At 51.4% G+C, this 18,911-nt stretch carries 16 protein-coding genes; 13 read left to right on the top strand and 3 right to left on the bottom strand.

Annotated elements, in window-relative coordinates:
- Position 1: 1 nt before the first annotated feature.
- The 8 genes from ACS603_RS15710 to yejF all read left to right on the top strand — a co-directional run bounded on the left by ACS603_RS15710 (position 2) and on the right by yejF (position 10,076).
- Positions 2 to 988, top strand: coding sequence for a CobW family GTP-binding protein (locus tag ACS603_RS15710; RefSeq protein ID WP_474944546.1), 987 nt, complete (start codon positions 2 to 4; stop codon positions 986 to 988).
- Positions 989 to 1,022: 34 nt separating this feature from the next.
- Positions 1,023 to 1,736 carry a phosphatase PAP2 family protein gene (locus tag ACS603_RS15705; RefSeq protein WP_182061775.1) on the top strand — a complete coding sequence of 238 codons (714 nt, stop codon included), beginning with the start codon at positions 1,023 to 1,025 and terminating at the stop codon, positions 1,734 to 1,736.
- 416 nt (positions 1,737 to 2,152) lie between these two features.
- Complete coding sequence (gene mepS, locus ACS603_RS15700) at positions 2,153 to 2,722, top strand: bifunctional murein DD-endopeptidase/murein LD-carboxypeptidase (RefSeq protein ID WP_014071052.1); 570 nt, start codon at positions 2,153 to 2,155, stop codon at positions 2,720 to 2,722.
- Positions 2,723 to 2,903: 181 nt separating this feature from the next.
- Positions 2,904 to 4,460, top strand: a complete 1,557-nt coding sequence (locus ACS603_RS15695; protein WP_474944545.1) for a cyclic di-GMP phosphodiesterase — start codon at positions 2,904 to 2,906, stop codon at positions 4,458 to 4,460.
- Positions 4,461 to 4,550: 90 nt separating this feature from the next.
- The gene (locus ACS603_RS15690; protein WP_182061777.1) at positions 4,551 to 6,356 is read left to right on the top strand and encodes an extracellular solute-binding protein; all 1,806 of its coding nucleotides are present in this window, start codon (positions 4,551 to 4,553) and stop codon (positions 6,354 to 6,356) included.
- A gap of 9 nt (positions 6,357 to 6,365) precedes the next feature.
- Positions 6,366 to 7,460, top strand: a complete 1,095-nt coding sequence (locus ACS603_RS15685) for a microcin C ABC transporter permease YejB (RefSeq protein ID WP_182061778.1) — start codon at positions 6,366 to 6,368, stop codon at positions 7,458 to 7,460.
- The gene (locus ACS603_RS15680) at positions 7,460 to 8,485 is read left to right on the top strand and encodes an ABC transporter permease (RefSeq protein ID WP_474944544.1); all 1,026 of its coding nucleotides are present in this window, start codon (positions 7,460 to 7,462) and stop codon (positions 8,483 to 8,485) included. The genes ACS603_RS15685 and ACS603_RS15680 overlap by 1 nt, the downstream gene beginning before the upstream one ends.
- Before the next feature lies 1 nt (position 8,486).
- Positions 8,487 to 10,076 carry a microcin C ABC transporter ATP-binding protein YejF gene (gene yejF, locus ACS603_RS15675; protein ID WP_474944543.1) on the top strand — a complete coding sequence of 530 codons (1,590 nt, stop codon included), beginning with the start codon at positions 8,487 to 8,489 and terminating at the stop codon, positions 10,074 to 10,076.
- 3 nt (positions 10,077 to 10,079) lie between these two features.
- On the opposite strand, the gene ACS603_RS15670 is transcribed toward yejF, so the two are convergent.
- From ACS603_RS15670 to rsuA, 3 genes are all read right to left on the bottom strand, one after another.
- Positions 10,080 to 10,424, bottom strand: coding sequence for a YejG family protein (locus tag ACS603_RS15670; RefSeq protein ID WP_014071058.1), 345 nt, complete (start codon positions 10,422 to 10,424; stop codon positions 10,080 to 10,082).
- A 334-nt stretch (positions 10,425 to 10,758) separates the two neighbouring features.
- On the bottom strand, positions 10,759 to 11,955 hold the full coding sequence (locus ACS603_RS15665; protein ID WP_182061781.1) for a Bcr/CflA family multidrug efflux MFS transporter: 1,197 nt from the start codon (positions 11,953 to 11,955) through the stop codon (positions 10,759 to 10,761).
- 15 nt (positions 11,956 to 11,970) lie between these two features.
- On the bottom strand, positions 11,971 to 12,678 hold the full coding sequence (gene rsuA / locus ACS603_RS15660) for a 16S rRNA pseudouridine(516) synthase RsuA (protein WP_182061782.1): 708 nt from the start codon (positions 12,676 to 12,678) through the stop codon (positions 11,971 to 11,973).
- A gap of 152 nt (positions 12,679 to 12,830) precedes the next feature.
- Between rsuA and radD the strand changes: the two genes are divergently transcribed.
- The 5 genes from radD (at position 12,831) to rplY (ending at position 18,893) form a co-directional block, all read left to right on the top strand.
- Entirely contained in the window at positions 12,831 to 14,588 is a 1,758-nt protein-coding gene (radD, locus tag ACS603_RS15655) for a DNA repair helicase RadD (protein WP_474944542.1), read from the top strand.
- A gap of 21 nt (positions 14,589 to 14,609) precedes the next feature.
- Positions 14,610 to 14,762, top strand: coding sequence for a hypothetical protein (locus ACS603_RS15650; RefSeq protein ID WP_315686223.1), 153 nt, complete (start codon positions 14,610 to 14,612; stop codon positions 14,760 to 14,762).
- Positions 14,763 to 15,416: 654 nt separating this feature from the next.
- A complete protein-coding gene (uspF, locus tag ACS603_RS15645) occupies positions 15,417 to 15,851 on the top strand; it encodes a universal stress protein UspF (protein ID WP_182061784.1) in 435 nt (144 codons plus the stop codon).
- A 170-nt stretch (positions 15,852 to 16,021) separates the two neighbouring features.
- Positions 16,022 to 18,319, top strand: coding sequence for a heavy metal translocating P-type ATPase (locus ACS603_RS15640; RefSeq protein ID WP_474944541.1), 2,298 nt, complete (start codon positions 16,022 to 16,024; stop codon positions 18,317 to 18,319).
- 289 nt (positions 18,320 to 18,608) lie between these two features.
- The gene (gene rplY / locus ACS603_RS15635; RefSeq protein ID WP_182061786.1) at positions 18,609 to 18,893 is read left to right on the top strand and encodes a 50S ribosomal protein L25; all 285 of its coding nucleotides are present in this window, start codon (positions 18,609 to 18,611) and stop codon (positions 18,891 to 18,893) included.
- Positions 18,894 to 18,911: the final 18 nt, after the last annotated feature.

Here is an 18,911-nt window from a genome sequence, read left to right as displayed (position 1 = left end):
CGTGACCAAAACCAACCTTATCACCGGCTTTCTCGGCAGCGGTAAAACCACCTCAATTCTGCATTTGCTGGCCAATAAAGATCCGGCAGAAAAATGGGCCGTTCTGGTGAACGAATTTGGCGAGGTCGGTATTGATGGCGCATTGCTGGCGGACAGCGGCGCGTTGATCAAAGAGATCCCCGGCGGATGCATTTGTTGTGTAAATGGTTTACCCATGCAGGTTGGACTAAACACTCTGCTGCGCCAGGGCAAGCCAGACCGTCTGCTGATTGAACCGACCGGGCTCGGCCATCCAAAACAAATTCTCGATTTGCTGACCGCGCCCGTGTACGAGCCGTGGATCGATCTGCGGGCGACGCTGTGCCTGCTTGATCCACGTCAGTTGTTGGATGAACGAGCCGTTAACAATGAAAACTTCCGTGATCAACTTGCCTGCGCCGATATTGTCATCGCCAATAAAGAGGATCGCGCAACCGCAGAAAGCCATGTGGCGTTTGATACCTGGTGGCAACATTTTGGCGGTGAACGTCAGCGTGTTTACAGCACACAGGGCAAGATTGACAACGCCCTGCTCGACCTTCCCCGGCTGAATCAGGCTGAACTGCCTGCCAGCGCAGCGCATAGCCACAGCCAAAGCGCCAAGCAGGGTCTGGCAGCACTGAGCCTGCCTGAACATCAGCGCTGGCGTCGTAACCTGAATAGCGGCCAGGGGCATCAGGCCTGCGGCTGGATTTTCGATGCCGATACGGTTTTTGACACCATTGGGATCCTGGAGTGGGCGAGGCTTGCCCCGGTGGATCGCGTGAAAGGGATCATGCGTACGCAGGATGGTCTGGTTCGCATCAACCGTCAGGGAGAAGATTTCTTCATTGAAACCCAAAATGTCGCGCCGCCTGATAGCCGAATAGAGTTAATTAGTGCGGTTAACACCGACTGGAACGCCTTGCAGTCCAGCCTGTTGAAGCTTCGTTTAAGTTCGGGCGGCTAACGTTGCCCCTGATTTAACTGTATGCTGAATAGTGATGACGACTCGATTTCCCCTGATTTTATTGCTTAACGTTGCCGGCCTGGCGCTCTTTTTCTCCTGGTATCTTCCAGCGAATCACGGTTTCTGGTTCCCGCTGGATTCCGCGATTTTCCACTTCTTTAACGAAGAATTAGTGAAGAGCCAGGCTTTTCTGTGGCTGGTAGCCCTCACCAACAATCGCGCTTTCGACGGCTGTTCGCTGCTGGCGATGGGTGGCCTGATGCTCTCTTTCTGGCTGAAAGAAGATAAATCAGGACGCCGCCGTATTCTGATTATTGGTCTGGTGATGTTACTGCTGGCAGTAGCGATTAATCAGCTGGCATCCAACATTATTCCCGTGAAACGCTCAAGCCCAACGCTCTTTTTCGACAATATCCATCGCGTCAGCGAGCTGTTGTCTGTTCCGACAAAAGATGCCTCTAAAGACAGTTTCCCGGGTGATCATGGAATGATGTTGCTTATTTTTGCTGCAATCATGCTTCGTTATTTCGGTCAAAAAGCGTTCACGGTTGCCCTGATTATTTTTGTGGTTTTTGCCTTCCCACGGGTAATGATTGGCGCTCACTGGTTCACTGATATTGCCGTTGGCTCCCTTTCCGTTGCGCTTATAGCGCTGCCGTGGTGCCTGATGACACCTTTGAGCGACTGGATAATAGAGCTATTTGATCGCCATCTGCCCTGTCGAATGCAACAAGTTCAAAACAAATAATTAACTTAAATTCAAGTTATCCATCAGGGATCATTTTCGATCCTTGATGGATTTTCACCCAAATCCTGCCGTTTCTGTCATAATCTCGTAATACTATTCGTGATATAAATGAATGCATTGCACGGTTTTTAACCTAAATTGACTTCATTTTGAGCAATTCCGTTTATTCACTTTGTGTATCACAATTTCTTATAAAAAAACGGATATTTTTGCTCGCAATGCCCCTGCCAATCGGTTAATCTCGAACTCGTTTTGCCCCATAGAGACAATTATTTTCAGGGTGAATAATTTTGTGCGTTGTGCCACAAATCTGACCAGAAAGAATTGTCTCATTGTGAACAGATAATTAGTCTCGTCACGGTTGGCATTTTTATAACGATATTTATCGTTAAGGACTTCAAGGGAAAATAAACAAAATGGTCAAATCTCAACCGATTTTGAGATATATCTTACGGGGGATCCCGGCGATTGCAGTTGCGGTACTGCTTTCAGCATGTAGTACATCTAACACCGCGAAGAATATGCATCCTGAGACGCGTGTTGTGGGAATGGAAGATTCCTCTTCACTGCAAGCCTCTCAGGATGAATTTGAGAATATGGTTCGTAACCTGGACGTGAAGTCCCGAATTATGGATCAGTATGCTAGCTGGAAAGGCGTGCGTTATCGTCTGGGTGGCAGCACCAAAACAGGTATCGATTGTTCCGGTTTTGTACAGCGTACTTTCCGCGAGCAGTTTGGGTTAGATCTTCCGCGTTCAACCTATGAACAGCAGGAGATGGGCAAGTCGATTTCTCGTACCAAACTGCGTACAGGTGATTTAGTCCTGTTCCGTGCAGGCTCTACGGGTCGACATGTTGGCATCTACATTGGTAACGACCAGTTTGTACATGCTTCCACCAGCAGTGGTGTGACTATCTCCAGTATGAATGAACCTTACTGGAAGAAGCGCTACAACGAAGCGCGACGAGTTCTGACCCGCAGTTAATCTGTCATGTTGCTGGTTATCCCTTGGCTAGTAACACGACAAAAAAAAGCACTGCTTCGGCAGTGTTTTTTTTTGCCTGTCACTCGAAATTCACTTTACGCTGTACCAGGCTGTAGTCTTGTCATAACGTAAGTTTAGCCGTGCTGATGGCACTCACGGCAATCCAGGAACCACGACGTCTATGTTCACCCGCTACCTGTCCAGTAACCGCAAGATCCTTACCGTCAGTATTCTCGCTGGTTTCTTCATTGCTCTGCTCCTGGGGACATTGCAGTTTTTCTGGAGCTACCATAAGCGGGAAGTCAAATTCGACACCTTAATTACGGATTTGAGCGTTTACATGGAGAGCTATTTCGAAGAACTAAAAACCTCAATTGATACGCTCCAGCCGCTCACCCTGAATAATTGCCACGACGTTAGCGCTGAGTTAACCTCCCGCGCCGCCTTTAGCATCAACGTTCGCGCTTTTTTGCTGGTGAGGGATAAAAAGGCGTTCTGCTCTTCCGCGACCGGGCCGATGGACGTCCCACTGGAAGAGCTAATACCTGAGCTGCATATCAACAAGCCACTCGATATGGTGCTGTTGCCTGGCACGCCTATGCTGCCCAATAAGCCTGCAATAGCTATCTGGTATCGAAATCCACTGGTGAAAGACGGCGGTGTCTTTACGTCAGTTAATATCAATCTGACCCCTTATCTGCTCTACACTGCGCGCCAGGACGAGTTTGCGGGCATTGCGGTGATTATTGGCGACCAGGCGTTATCGACGATGTCTGGCTCTCTGCTCAAGGCGCACGATCTCCGTGAACCCCCTTCCCGCACCGCCACACTGAAAGATTTTCCCCTCACTATTAATCTGTATGCCGAACAGTGGACGACGGATGAGCTGCTGTTTGCGCTCTTTTTTGGGCTGGTGTGTGGTATTGCGGCTGGCTCGCTCAGTTTCTATATCCTGACTATCCGCCTGAACCCGGGAAAAGAAATTTTAACCGCCATCAAGCTTGGCCAGTTTTATGTGGTCTACCAGCCGGTAGTGGATGCTAAAGAACTCAAAATGCGCGGCGTTGAAGTGCTGATGCGCTGGAAACACCCGACAATGGGAGAGATCCCACCGGATGCCTTTATCAATTTTGCTGAAGCACAGAAACTGATTGTCCCGCTCACGCTCCATCTTTTTGATCTCATCATCCGGGATGCCCCGGTTTTACAAACGATGCTACCGCCGGGGGCAAAACTGGGGATTAACATCGCACCAGGGCATCTGCACGCTGACAGCTTTAAAGAAGATATGCGCACCTTCAATGCCGCTCTCCCGCGGGATCATTTCCAGACAGTACTGGAAATAACCGAACGCGACATGATTCAGCAGCGTGAAGCCAACCAGCTTTTCGAGTGGTTACACAACGAAGGGTTTGAAATTGCAATTGACGATTTTGGCACCGGCCACAGTGCGCTGATTTATCTTGAACGTTTCACGATGGACTATCTCAAGATTGATCGTGGTTTTGTGAACGCAATTGGTACTGAAACCGTCACCTCTCCGGTGCTTGATGCCGTTTTGACGCTTGCAAGACGCCTGAATATGTCCACCGTGGCAGAAGGGGTAGAAACCCCCGAACAGGCCGCCTGGCTGCGCGAGCACGGGGTGAATTTCCTGCAAGGATACTGGATAAGTCGCCCGATGCCGCTGGAGCAATTCAGAAAATGGCAGCCGGATATGCACCCTGACCGTGAATAATTTCACAACGGTGGCGGCGTCACTTATTATTCAGCTTAACTAAGTGCGCCGACGCGCATGAGTCAGAATAAAAGAGGGAACCGCCGCAAGATGTTAATGCGCTCCGTGTTGCTGCTGCTGGCATTCGTCAGTTTTTCCGGTCAGTCGGAAACCATCAAAGAAAACTACGCATTTGCCGTGCTTGGTGAGCCTAAGTACGCCATTAACTTTAATCATTTCGACTACGTCAATCCTGCAGCCCCCAAAGGCGGGAAAGTGACTCTCTCGGCGACCGGGACATTTGATAACTTTAACCGCTTCGCGTTACGTGGCGTGGCGGCGGCGCGTACTGAATCACTTTACGACACGCTCTTTGTCACCTCTGACGATGAGCCTGGCAGCTATTATCCGCTGGTGGCAGACAACGTCCGCTACGCAGATAACTTCTCCTGGGCAGAAATATCGATTAACCCTCAGGCTCGTTTCCATGACGGCTCGCATGTTCAGGCAAGCGATGTGGCCTTCACGTTTCATAAGTTTATGACCGAAGGTGTTCCCCAGTTCCGCCTGGTGTATAAAGGCGCAACGGTTAAGGCCATCGCCCCGCTGACTGTGCGCATCGAACTGAGTGAACCGAATAAAGAGAACATGCTCAGCCTGTTCTCACTGCCCGTCATGCCAGAGTCTTTCTGGAAAAACCATAAACTTAGCGACCCCTTATCCACACCGCCGCTGGCGGGCGGGCCTTATCGCATTACGGACTGGAGCATGGGGCAATATGTGGTCTATTCCCGCGTAAAAGACTACTGGGCTGCCAATCTGCCCGTAAATCGTGGCCGCTGGAACTTCGATACCCTGCGCTATGATTACTATCTCGACGACAACGTGGCGTTCGAAGCCTTTAAAGCCGGTGCCTTTGATTTACGCGTGGAGAACAGCGCCAAAAACTGGGCCACTCGCTATATCGGCAAAAACTTCACCAATGGGTATATCGTCAAAGACGAACACAAAAATGAGTCTGCGCAAGATACGCGCTGGCTGGCGTTCAATATCCAGCGCCCTGTTTTTACCGATCGCCGGGTTCGCGAGGCCATTACCCTGGCATTTGATTTTGAATGGATGAACAAAGCGCTGTTTTACGGCGCCTACAGCCGCGCTAACAGCTATTTCCAGAATACCGAATATGCCGCGCGCAATTATCCGGACGCCGATGAACTCACCCTGCTGGCCCCACTGAAAGCGGAGATCCCGCCAGAGGTGTTTACCACCGTGTTTCAGCCACCGACATCCGACGGTAAGGGCTTTGATCGCGAAAACCTGCTGAAAGCCAGCAAACTGCTGGATGACGCGGGTTGGGTTCTGAAAAATCAAAAACGGATCAATACCCAAACAGGTAAACCGCTGAGCTTTGAGCTTTTGCTCTCTTCGGGCGGAAATGACCAGTGGGTGCTGCCGTTTAAACAGAATCTTGCCAGACTTGGCATCACCATGAACATTCGCCAGGTCGATAACGCGCAGATAACCAACCGGATGCGCAGTCGCGATTACGATATGATGCAGCGTCTGTGGTCCGCCCAGCCGTGGCCAAGCTCTGATCTGCAAATCTCGTGGGCCTCCAGCTACATCAATTCGTCCTATAACGCACCTGGCGTTAAAAGTCCGGTTATTGATGCGCTGATCGCCAAAATCGTGGCGGCACAGGGAGATAAGGACAAGCTGTTACCTTTAGGGCGTGCCCTCGACAGGGTGTTAACCTGGAATTACTACATGCTGCCGATGTGGTATATGGGGGAAGACCGCGTGGCCCAATGGAACAAATTCTCGCAGCCCGCCGTACGCCCCATTTACTCACTGGGATTCGATAACTGGTGGTACGACGTTAATAAAGCCGCCAAACTGCCCGCAGAGCGGCGTTAAGGAACCAAAATGGGTGCTTATCTGATACGCCGCTTATTGCTGGTTATCCCTACGCTGTGGGCAATTATCACCATTAACTTTTTTATCGTGCAAATCGCCCCAGGCGGCCCGGTTGATCAGGCTATTGCCGCCATTGAGTTTGGCAATAACAGCGGAATGCCCGGCGGCGGCGGTGAAAACCTGAGCGCCAGCCACGCCAGAACCGGAACAGGTAATATCAGCGAAAGCCACTACCGGGGCGGACGCGGGCTTGATCCCGAAGTGATCGCTGAGATAACCCACCGATACGGTTTTGATAAACCCATTCATGAGCGTTATTTCAAAATGCTCTGGGACTATGTACGTTTTGACTTTGGCGACAGCCTGTTTCGCAGCGCCTCAGTCCTGACGTTGATCAAACAAAGCATGCCTGTCTCCGTGACGCTCGGTCTGTGGGGAACGCTGATTATCTATCTGGTGTCTATTCCGCTTGGGATCCGCAAGGCGGTTTACAACGGCAGTCGGTTCGATATCTGGAGCAGCACATTTATTATCATTGGTTACGCCATCCCGGCGTTCCTGTTCGCGGTTTTGCTGATTGTCTTTTTTGCTGGTGGCAGTTACTTCGACGTCTTCCCGCTGCGCGGGTTAGTGTCAGCCGATTTTAGCACTCTGCCATGGTATAAAAAGATCGCTGATTACTTCTGGCACATCACGCTGCCCGTCCTCGCTACGGTGATTGGCGGGTTTGCGGCGCTGACAATGCTTACTAAAAACGCCTTTATGGATGAGATCCGCAAACAGTATGTAGTGACCGCGCGCGCAAAGGGCCTGGCTGAGAAGCAGATTATGTGGAAGCACGTGTTCCGCAACGCCATGCTGCTGGTAATTGCCGGATTTCCTGCCACGTTCATCAGTATGTTTTTTACCGGTTCGCTGCTGATAGAAGTCATGTTCTCGTTAAACGGCCTGGGTCTGCTGGGTTATGAGGCCACCGTCTCGCGCGACTACCCTGTGATGTTTGGCACACTCTACATTTTCACCCTGATTGGCCTGCTGCTGAATATCATCAGTGATATCAGCTATACGCTGGTTGATCCACGAATCGATTTTGAGGGTCGCTGATGCCGCGTTTAAGCCCCGTCAACCACGCCCGCTGGGGCCGTTTTCGCCACAATCGCCGCGGCTACTGGTCACTGTGGATTTTTGCCGTGATCTTTATATTCAGCATGTGTTCTGAACTGATTGCTAACGATAAACCGCTACTGGTGCATTTTAATGACCGATGGTATGTCCCGGTGCTGGCAAACTACAGCGAAAGCGATTTTGGCGGCCCCTTTGCCACGCCGGCGGAGTATCAGGATCCATGGCTTCGCGAACAGATAGACCAACACGGCTGGGCGCTCTGGGCCCCTGTCCGCTTTGGTGCGAACAGCATTAACTATGCGACATCCACCCCCTTCCCGTCGCCCCCTTCCACGCAAAACTGGCTGGGAACCGATGCAAACGGTGGTGATGTTCTGGCACGCATTCTCTACGGTACGCGTATCTCCCTGCTTTTCGGACTGATGCTGACGCTTTTCTCAAGCGTGATGGGCGTTGTGGCCGGTGCGGTTCAGGGCTATTACGGCGGAAAAATCGATCTCTGGGGACAACGCGTGATTGAGGTCTGGTCCGGGATGCCAACGCTGTTTTTAATTATCCTGCTCTCAAGCGTGGTGCAGCCAAACTTCTGGTGGTTACTGGCCATTACGGTGCTCTTTGGCTGGATGGCGCTGGTGGGCGTGGTTCGCGCCGAATTTTTACGCACCCGTAATTTTGATTATATCCGCGCCGCGCAAGCGCTGGGGGTCAGCGATCGGGGGATCATCTTCCGCCATATGCTCCCCAATGCCGTAGTAGCTACCCTCACCTTCCTGCCATTTATTTTGTGCAGCTCCATCACCACCCTGACGTCGCTCGATTTTCTCGGGTTCGGGTTGCCGCTTGGGTCGCCTTCGCTCGGTGAATTATTGCTGCAAGGCAAGAATAACTTGCAGGCGCCCTGGCTTGGCATAACAGCCTTCCTTTCTGTGGCAGTATTGCTCTCTCTGCTGATTTTTATTGGCGAAGCGGTGCGTGATGCCTTTGACCCGAACAAGGCGGTATAAGATGACGCAACCCCTTCTCAGTATCGATAATCTGTCGATTGCGTTTTCGAATCAGGGTGAAACTCGCACCGTGGTCAGCGATTTGTCGCTGCGCATCCAGGCGGGCGAAACGCTGGCGCTTGTGGGTGAGTCGGGCTCAGGTAAGAGTGTTTCCGCCCTTTCCGTACTGCGTTTGCTGCCCTCGCCGCCGGTGAGTTATCCCCAAGGCGATATCCTGTTTCAGGGTAAGTCGCTGTTACATGCCGACGAACACACGCTGCGTGGCATTCGCGGGAATAAGATTGCCATGATCTTTCAGGAACCGATGGTGTCCCTTAATCCGCTGCATACGCTGGAAAAACAGCTGTACGAAGTCTTGTCGCTACACCGGGGAATGCGTAAAGAGGCGGCACGGGGCGAGATCCTGGATTGTCTTGAACGCACGGGTATTCGCCATGCGGCTAAACGGCTGAGCGATTTTCCACATCAGCTTTCAGGGGGAGAGCGCCAGCGCGTGATGATTGCGATGGCCCTGCTGACACGCCCGGAACTGCTGATTGCCGACGAACCCACCACCGCACTGGACGTAACGGTACAGGCGCAAATCCTTCAGCTTCTGCGGGAGCTGAAAGATGAGTTAAATATGAGCCTGCTGTTCATCACGCATAATCTTAGCATCGTGAAAAAACTGGCAGACAGCGTTGCGGTGATGCAAAACGGGCGCTGTGTTGAGCAAAACACCGCGCACATGCTCCTGAACGCCCCTCAGCACCCTTACACACAACGTCTGCTTGATAGTGAGCCTTCTGGCGACCCGGTCCCGCTTCCCGTGAACACCGTGCCTTTGCTAAGCGTTACCGATCTGGCCGTTTCGTTCCCGATACGCAAAGGCCTGTTAAGGCGCATTGTCGATGAAAATCCGGTGCTGAAAAACATCAGCTTTTCCCTGCGGCCAGGAGAAACGCTGGGGCTGGTCGGTGAATCGGGCTCGGGCAAAAGTACCACCGGCCTGGCGCTACTGCGCTTAATCACCTCTCAGGGGACAATCCAGTTTGACGGAATGCCGTTACACAGCTGGAACCGCCGCCAGATGCTGCCCGTTCGCCCGCGAATGCAGGTGGTGTTTCAGGATCCCAACTCCTCACTCAACCCTCGACTGAGCGTTTTGCAAATTATCGAAGAGGGACTTCGCGTTCACCGCCCGGCCCTCACGCCACAGCAGCGCGAAGAAGAGGTGATAAGGGTAATGGAAGAAGTGGGTCTGGAGCCCCAGGCCCGGCATCGCTACCCGGCGGAGTTCTCTGGCGGGCAGCGTCAGCGTATCGCCATCGCCCGCGCCCTGATCCTCAAGCCTGAGTTGATCATTCTGGATGAACCTACGTCGTCGCTCGACAGAACCGTACAAGCGCAGATCTTAGCGCTTCTGAAGGGGTTACAGGAAAAACACCGGCTGGCCTATATCTTTATCAGCCACGATTTACAGGTCGTCCGTGCGCTATGCCATCAGGTGATTGTGTTGCGACAGGGGGAAGTGGTAGAGCAAGGGGAGTGCCAGCACGTGTTCACTGCACCGACGCAGAGCTACACGCGCCAGCTGTTAGCCTTAAGCTAGCACTTAGAAAGGATATTGCCCTGAAAATGGCTCTGCAATCGCCACACCGAAGTTTTTCAGTCGGCAGGTAGCGGCAAATTCGTCCTGGCTTTTAACAAACAGGCACGGCTCACCTTCACACTCCAGTACTGAACTGTCGACTTCGATATCCGTCAGCGCCTGGCTCAGGCGCTCCATTACCGGCCATGCGCTTTCATCGCTTGGGCTCAGCAGTTTGAGCGCGACCAGACAATTCTCGCACCCGGCCACGTTTTGCGGAATCGGTTCAACTTTCGAACCTGCAAAACCCGCCGACCAGCGATAGCTCTGGGGCAAGCGATGGACTATGGAGAGTTGTAATGTATTCACGTTCGTTCCCCGGAAGCAAAATTTACTTCACAATTTATTTACATTCATAGTAACACATCGTCGCTAACCTGCCCTGTTTTTGATAAGAAAACGCTTACAGCCGCAGTTTACGGGCATTAGCATCTTATTTATCCGAGCTTTTTTAAAGGAGGTGCAGGTTCGCGTCGGCGCTATATGTACCCGTTTCTGCGATCTAACTCAACCTTTTTAACTACAATGATGTGACTTTTTACATAAATAGATTTTACATAAAAGAAACAAATACGGGGTAAACGAACGATGCTTTGGTTGATATGCATCAACAAAAAGGCCCGTAACGGGCCTTTTAAGTGATTCAGTGCGCCGTTTTTCGCGGGCGACTAGCGTAGAGATAGAACAGAATGGAGCTGGTTGCGCAAAAAGCGATAGCCCACAGCATCGGCCAGGCGGTGTTAAACGTTGCCATCGACAGCAGCGCCCCCACAATAGCACCAATGCCAAAGCGAAACGTCCCCGCAAGCGATGAGGCCGTCCCCGCCATATGAGGGAACTCATCAAGAATAACGGCCATCGCGTTTGAGGAGATCATCGACACGCAGCCCACAAACGCCGCAACGCCCAGCACCAGTGCCCAGAAACCGATCCCCAGAAACGCGCTCACCACAAGCCAGATAGCCATCACAAACTGGATCCAAAGCCCGGCACGGAACATGTTCAGCGCCCCAACCCGCCGGACAAAACGGCTGTTGATAATGGTCAGGATAAACAGGAACACGATGTTCAGCGCAAAGTAATAGCCAAAATGCTGCGGTGAAACATGGTTAAGCTCGATGTAAACAAACGGCCCGGCACTCAGGAAAGAGAACATCCCGGCGAAGCTAAAACCGCTCGCCAGCATATAGCTCAGCACACGCTTATGGCGGAACAGTGAAGCAAAGTTACCCAGCGTGGTGCGGATGTGGAATTTCTGCCGACGCTCAACGGGTAGCGTCTCATCGATGAAGAAGAAAATCATCGCCGATGCCAGCAGCGCCGCAAGCGCCAGGATCCAGAAAATCGCATGCCAGCTAAACCACACCAACACCGCCCCACCCGCCATCGGCGCAATCAGCGGGGCAATGGTTGTGACCAGCATGACAAACGACATCATGCGGGAGAACTCTTCTTTCGGATACACATCGCGCATCAGGGCGTTAATTACTACGCTGGCCGCCGCCGCTGCAAGCCCGTGGAAAAAGCGCATGACAATCAGATGATCGATAGTTTGCGCCAGAGCACAGGCGACTGCTGCGCCCGCAAACACCAGCGTGCCACCCAGAATGACCGGTTTACGGCCAAGACTGTCGGCCATTGGCCCATATAACAGCTGCCCAATCGCAAAGCCAAGAATATAGGTACTGAGTGTCATCTGCGCGCTGCCCGCCGGTACGCCAAACTGCGCGGAAATGACCGGCAGTGCTGGCAAATACATATCGATGGACAATGGCATCAGCATGGCCAGCAGGCCAAGGATGAAAACAATTTTGAAAGACGAGTGTGGCCTGGTGGTCACAGAGTTCTCCTGAAATTAGCGCGAAGGCAACCCTACGCTGGCGATTTCTTCTTCCGTCAATGGGCGGTATTCACCTGGTTCAAGTTCCGGGTCGAGTTCAATCGCACCAATACGCTCACGGTGTAAGCCCACAACATGATTTCCTACAGCTGCAAACATGCGCTTAACCTGATGATAGCGGCCTTCGCTGATAGTCAGACGCACCTCGGTCGGGGCTATCACTTCCAGCACAGCCGGTTTCGTCAGGTCTTTCTCATTATGCAGCTGAACGCCTTTTGCGAATTGTTCTGCTGTGTCATCGGACACCGGCGATTCCAGCGTCACAAGGTAGGTTTTTTCGCAGAGATGGCGCGGGGACGTAATGCGGTGTGACCATTGACCGTCATCAGTCATCAGCACCAGCCCGGTGGTGTCGATATCAAGACGCCCGGCCGCATGTAGCTTGTGCGCCACAGGCTCGTCGATAAAATAGAGGACCGTCGGATGATCGGGATCATCCGTGGAACAAACATAACCTTCCGGTTTGTTCAGCATGAAATAGCGTGGGCCATTTTGCTGAGTCAGCGGGTTACCGTCGTACTCCACCTGATGTTCAGGCTGAAGTTTGAAGGACGTGTCTTTTACAATGTCGCCATCCACGGTAACGCGGCTGGCGCGAATTTCACGCCCGGCAATAGCGCGGCTAACGCTGAGTTGCTGAGCGATAAACTTATCAAGTCGCATGAAGTCTTTTTAGCCTTAATGGTGCTGGAAGTCGGACGACGCGTCCGAAAAAAGAAGCAGTCAAGAGTGGTTCAGTATAATGGTCTGGTTGCGCCACTCAAGGGAAAAAGTTTCGTGGCATACTATGGATGAGTTAACCAATCAGAGAACCCATGACTTTTACACTTCGCCCCTATCAGCAGGAAGCCGTCGACGCCACCCTCTCCTGGTTTCGAAAACATAAAGAGCCGGCTGCCATTGTGCTCCCGACGGGGGCTGGAAAAAGCCTGGTGATCGCCGAACTGGCGCGCCTGGCGCGTGGGCGCGTGCTGGTGCTGGCGCACGTAAAAGAGCTGGTGGCGCAAAACCACGCCAAATATTGTGCGCTTGGCCTTGAGGCTGATATTTTCGCCGCCGGGCTTAAACGTAAAGAGAGCCGCGGCAAAGTGGTGTTTGGCAGCGTGCAGTCGGTTGCGCGTAATCTGGAACATTTTCTAGGCGAATTCTCGCTGCTGATTGTCGATGAGTGTCACCGCATCAGCGATGATGACGATAGTCAGTATCAGCAAATCCTTTCGCACCTGAAAGAGGTAAATCCTCACCTGCGCCTGCTCGGCCTGACCGCCACGCCGTTTCGCCTGGGGAAAGGCTGGATTTATCACTTTCATTATCATGGGATGGTTCGCGGGGATGAGAAAGCGCTGTTCCGCGACTGCATCTATGAACTCCCGCTGCGCTATATGATTAAACATGGTTATCTGACGCCACCCGAACGCCTGGATATGCCCGTGGTGCAGTACGATTTCAGCCGCTTACAGGCGCAAAGCAACGGCTTATTCAGTGAAGCCGATCTCAACCATGAGCTGAAAAAACAACAGCGTATTACCCCGCATATCATCAGCCAGATTGAAGAATTCGCCCAGACGCGCAAAGGGGTGATGATCTTTGCCGCCACCGTTGAGCACGCCAGGGAAATAACCGGCTTACTTCCGCCAGGGGACGTTGCGCTCATTACCGGCGAAACCCCTGGCCCTGAACGTGACGCGCTGATTAACGCTTTCAAGGAACAGCAGTTCCGCTATCTGGTCAACGTCTCGGTGTTAACCACCGGATTTGATGCGCCGCACGTCGATCTGATTGCCATTTTACGCCCCACAGAATCCGTCAGCCTGTATCAGCAGATCGTCGGGCGCGGCCTGCGTCTGGCACCGGGTAAAACCGATTGCCTGATTCTGGACTACGCCGGAAACCCGCACGATCTCTATTCCCCGGAAGTGGGTACACCGAAAGGGAAAAGTGACAATGTGCCGGTTCAGGTCTTTTGTCCGGCCTGTGGTTTCGCCAATACCTTCTGGGGCAAAACCACCGCCGACGGCACGCTGATTGAACATTTCGGGCGCCGCTGCCAGGGCTGGTTTGAAGATGACGAAGGGCATCGTGAGCAGTGCGATTTTCGTTTCCGCTTTAAAAACTGCCCACAGTGTAATGCCGAAAACGACATTGCCGCCCGACGCTGCCGGGAATGTGACACGATACTGGTCGACCCGGACGATATGCTGAAGGCTGCGCTTAAGCTCAAAGATGCGCTGGTGCTTCGCTGTTCCGGTATGGCGTTACAGCCGGGTGCAGATGAAAAAGGTGAGTGGCTGAAAATTACCTATTACGACGAGGACGGGGCCGACGTCAGCGAGCGATTCAGGGTGCACACACCAGCCCAGAGAACGGCCTTTGAACAACTTTTTATCCGCCCGCATACTCGTACGCCAGGAGTGCCTCTGCGCTGGATAACGGTGGCCGATATCGTGCATCAGCAGGTGCTGTTGCGCCATCCAGATTTTGTCGTCGCCCGCAAGAAAGGCCAGTTCTGGCAGGTGCGTGAAAAGGTCTTTGACTATGAAGGACGCTTTCGCCGGGCGAATGAAATGCGCTAGTGTGGGATCTCGCTGTAGTTCATGGCATTGGCGACAAAGCAACTGGAGGATATCGCACTGGAGTTTTCGACATTTATCGTTGATGGGCGACCGGACTTAATCATGATGGTTATTAACCCCGCAGACGACGAAAGCCAGCGGCGGCTCCGCCAGGTGACAACCTCAGCGGTATAGTCCTTTATTTAATCCTGAAAAATGAGATAAGCCACGCTTTCAGAGAGCACAGAATAGTATCAGCATTCATGCTCAAACCTTTACTTATTGCAACCTGTGAATAATAAAACGGTTGTATCTCATGGTGTAAGAAATATAAACAACCACTTTAAGATAAACCTGATATGAAATAATTTTAGCCATTAGAATGGCTACACTCAAAAATGTAAACCACCTCTCAATATCACTTTCATTATCATTTAGTGCACTTTATTCATTGAGACTGCCTGATTGAGAAGATATTTACACCCTAATAGTTCTCTCTTAGTGAGACTGAAAAAATCCTTCGATTAGGTGAATGAAGAACCCCCTACTTAGGGGGATAATTTCGTTTGGAGTTGAAAAAGTATAACAACTATAAAACTTATGCGCCTGGTCTCCGCAGAGGGTTGGTTGTAATGCGGGATAACGGTCACGGTAATTTATTGGTCTAAACATTTATAATGTATAGGACTGATATACTTTATATTTTATTTCCTTCGGTATCTGACTGAATCTTTCGGAATTGACAGATGCAAAGGCCGATATTCTACGCTGACGTGCCAGGATAAAACGACAGGGTAAAAACAGACGCTTACTAACCGTGTACAGAACAAATGCAAACAGGAGAATCAAATGTACAACCCTACTTTAGTACCGATTGATATTTCTGAAAGCGGCCTCACAGAGATGGTTATACCTCACGTTCAGAGGCATACGGTCCTGAATACAACAAAAGTCCATTTTCTTACCGTCGTTCCTTTTTTTCCTTACTACTCTTCTCTTGGGATGGGCTATGCGCCGGAAATGTCGGAAATAAGTGAAATGACACAGAAAGCACTAGCAAAACTCAATGAAATCGTTAAAGAATTCAAGTTACCTGCCGAGAAGGTTGTAACACATGCAGTCGTCGGAACGCCTAAAGATAAAATTCTCGAATATTCTGAGGAAATTGGAGCAAAGTTGATCATTATTGCCTCTCACCGTCCTGACCTGACAACCTATCTTTTAGGATCAAATTCATCTGCAATTGTACGACATTCGAAATGCCCAGTGCTGGTAGTTCGTTGAATCAGCTAACATCCGCAGAGGCAGTTATGTGGGTAAGATAACGTTCATCGTTAAAATTAAAAGATATATATCTGTTTATCCAGGAGACAATGTTAAACCAGACAACGGTTAATGGTTCATATGTTCTACTTTTAACCGACCCAGGAGCATAGCTCTGGAGGCAAAAACCCATGAAAAACAGCCGATTATTACTCGATATTATGCTGTTAATTTTCCCTCTACTGGCTTTGATGCTGTATATCTTCAATCAGGATGCTACCTGGGTACAGAGTATCTCCATTATATTAATCATTTCGACTATCCCCTCTTTGCTTTTATTAATTTATGAAGTGGTTAAATCATTATTAAATCATAAGTTTGGGGTGGATTTACTCGCCATTCTTTCAATGTCAGGGGCTCTCTGGATGAATGAACCGGCCACTGCGGCCGTCATTGCTGCTATGACGGCTTCAGGCCGATTTCTAGAAAACTACGCCCGGGGTCGTGCAGAACGTGAAATGGTTGCGTTGCTGTCCAGAGTCCCTCGTGTCGCCAACCGACTGACTGAGGATGGCATTCAGGTCATTCCCGTTGAATCCATTCAACCTGGTTATCTACTACTGGTTAAGCTGGGAGAAACCATTCCAGTAGATGGTCCGTTGGTGAGTGTGAGCGCTGTGCTAAATGAATCCTCTATTACCGGGGAATCGTTGCCGGTCACCAGGCAAACTGGTGAATTACTGCTAAGTGGTACCATTAATGCTGGTGATGCTCTGAAAATGCACGCTGCCCGTGCAGCTAAAGACAGCACACTTCAGGGTATCATCAGTGTGGTTGAACAAGCAGGCCAGGCTCGTGCGCCAGCAGCCAGACTCGCTGATCGCTATGCGGTCTGGTTCATCCCTTTCACCCTTATTGTTGCCTGGCTGGCCTGGTTAGTGAGTCAGGATCCAATACGTGCACTGGCCGTTCTGGTTGTTGCAACGCCTTGCCCCCTCCTGCTGGCTGTGCCGGTGGCACTGGTATCCGGGATTTCTCGTTGTGCAAAGCGGGGAATTTTGATCAAAGGTAGCGCTGCGCTGGAACAACTTGCCCGGGCTGATTATTTGTTTTTTGACAAGACCGGCACTCTGACTGGTGGTATGGCAAAACTGATGTCGATTCACAGTTTCTCTCCCCATTTCTCACAACCTGAATTGCTCAGACTGGCAGCCAGCATGGACCAGCTTTCCTGTCATGTTATAGCCAGTGCCATTTTGCAGGCTGCACAAGAGCAAGGTCTCGGATCCTTGCCGATGCCAGAGTCAGTACAGGAAGTGGCTGGAGCAGGCCTGACAGGAAAAGTGAACGGACAACAGGTTTGTCTCGGCACACTGGATTTTGTCCTGAGCCAGGCGCGCGCGGGAAGCTGGCTGGAGTCTGCCCGTCAGCGCTTATTTATTGAGAACTCGACGGTCGTTGCGATTGCGGTGAATGCCGAACTGGTCGGCTGGTTGTTGTTTTCTGATCAGTTACGACTTGAGACCCCGCGGGCTTTACGTATGTTACGCAAATCAGGCGTTCACGAGATCGTCATGCTGACAGGTGATAAGCAGGAAGTAGCGGATAGTATTGGCACCGGTCTCGGCGTAGATCAGGTACTGGCAGAATTAACTCCAGAGATGAAACTGAAGTATGTCTCAAGCGCTTCATCCGCTCACTGCACAATGATGGTTGGTGATGGGGTGAATGATGCCCCAGCTCTGGCAGCTGCGGGCGTCGGGGTTGCAATGGGGGCAAGAGGCACGGCTGCCGCAGCAGAAAGCGCAGATGTTGTATTGCTGACAGACCGCTTAGACCGGCTGGCTGAGGCCAAAGCCATAGCCAAACTGTCAATTCGTATTGCCAGACAAAGTGTCTGGCTAGGGATGGGTCTGTGCTGTGTTGCCATGGGCTTTGCCGCCCTGGGTCTGCTTCCCCCCTTTGAAGGTGCCCTTTTGCAGGAGTTAATAGATCTGCTGGCCATTATGTCGGCATTGCGGGTTCTTGCGAGTGGGATAGCTCGCCCGGCGGACAAGACAATGAGTGCAGAGCAGGTTGCTACCTTACGTAATGAACACCAAATGTTGCAGCCACTACTCCAGCGTTTGACCGAGGTTGCAACACAGTTACCTCTGGCAAGTCCGGAAGAACGACGCACGCTCATGAAGACACTCCATGAGCAACTGACCCAGGATATCCTTGCTCATGAACAGCAAGACGAACAAGGGCTGTACCCCACCATGACATTGATGCTGGCCGGTGATGACCCTCTGGCTGCCATGAGCCGAAGTCACCAGGAGATTTATCTGCTTGTCAGAAAACTGGGCCAGTTGAGCAACCTTCTACAGAATACAGACGGCTCTTCAGGTACTGTTCAGGATATTCAACAGTGTCTTTATGGCCTTGATGCGATTCTGAGATTGCATTTTGCCCAGGAAGAAGAATTATTTAGCGGTCTTCAAAAGTAGCCTCTACCATCCACTTTCTGAGAGTTTCAGTGAATAAAGACAAGCCGTGTCTCTCCCGCAATTTCTCGCTGGCAAGTGTAAAAATCAGCGTAGCTGTCTCTTTAATCATGAAAAATCCCCCCGAGAATCGCCTGGGGACATTACAGCTTAGGATTAACAGACCGTAGGTTTTGATTGCCCCGTGGGGGATTGGGGGCTATAATGCCGCCCGCTTTTGCATCCGCAAAGCAGAACACTCACCTGCTGCTGGGTCGCCTGTAGTAGGGTTTTAAAATACAGAGAGAAATCAATGTTTACTATCGAAGCAGAAGTACGTAGCGTTCAGGGTAAGGGTGCGAGCCGCCGCCTGCGTAACGCCAACAAGTTCCCAGCTATCGTTTACGGTGGCGAAGCTGCTCCAGTTGCAATCGAACTGGACCACGACAAACTGTGGAACCTCCAGAACAAAGCTGAATTCTACAGCGAAGTTCTGACCATCGTTGTTGGCGGTAAAGAAGAAAAAGTGAAAGTTCAGGCTGTTCAGCGTCACCCGTTCAAGCCAAAACTGTCTCACATCGACTTCGTTCGCGCGTAATCGCAAACTTGTCGAAAA

It is taken from the genome of Enterobacter sp. Li2LvB3 (assembly GCF_056156645.1).
The sequence above is the reverse complement of the archived record's forward strand: the minus strand, read 5'-3'. Positions and strand labels throughout refer to the sequence as shown.

Coding starts and splice junctions, on each gene's coding strand:
- ACS603_RS15705 (WP_182061775.1), top strand. CDS start 1,023: ATGACGACTCGATTTCCCCTGATTTTATTGCTTAACGTTGCCGGCCTG.
- mepS (WP_014071052.1), top strand. CDS start 2,153: ATGGTCAAATCTCAACCGATTTTGAGATATATCTTACGGGGGATCCCG.
- ACS603_RS15695 (WP_474944545.1), top strand. CDS start 2,904: ATGTTCACCCGCTACCTGTCCAGTAACCGCAAGATCCTTACCGTCAGT.
- ACS603_RS15690 (WP_182061777.1), top strand. CDS start 4,551: ATGTTAATGCGCTCCGTGTTGCTGCTGCTGGCATTCGTCAGTTTTTCC.
- ACS603_RS15685 (WP_182061778.1), top strand. CDS start 6,366: ATGGGTGCTTATCTGATACGCCGCTTATTGCTGGTTATCCCTACGCTG.
- ACS603_RS15680 (WP_474944544.1), top strand. CDS start 7,460: ATGCCGCGTTTAAGCCCCGTCAACCACGCCCGCTGGGGCCGTTTTCGC.
- yejF (WP_474944543.1), top strand. CDS start 8,487: ATGACGCAACCCCTTCTCAGTATCGATAATCTGTCGATTGCGTTTTCG.
- rsuA (WP_182061782.1), bottom strand. CDS start 12,678: ATGCGACTTGATAAGTTTATCGCTCAGCAACTCAGCGTTAGCCGCGCT.
- radD (WP_474944542.1), top strand. CDS start 12,831: ATGACTTTTACACTTCGCCCCTATCAGCAGGAAGCCGTCGACGCCACC.
- ACS603_RS15650 (WP_315686223.1), top strand. CDS start 14,610: ATGGCATTGGCGACAAAGCAACTGGAGGATATCGCACTGGAGTTTTCG.
- uspF (WP_182061784.1), top strand. CDS start 15,417: ATGTACAACCCTACTTTAGTACCGATTGATATTTCTGAAAGCGGCCTC.
- ACS603_RS15640 (WP_474944541.1), top strand. CDS start 16,022: ATGAAAAACAGCCGATTATTACTCGATATTATGCTGTTAATTTTCCCT.
- rplY (WP_182061786.1), top strand. CDS start 18,609: ATGTTTACTATCGAAGCAGAAGTACGTAGCGTTCAGGGTAAGGGTGCG.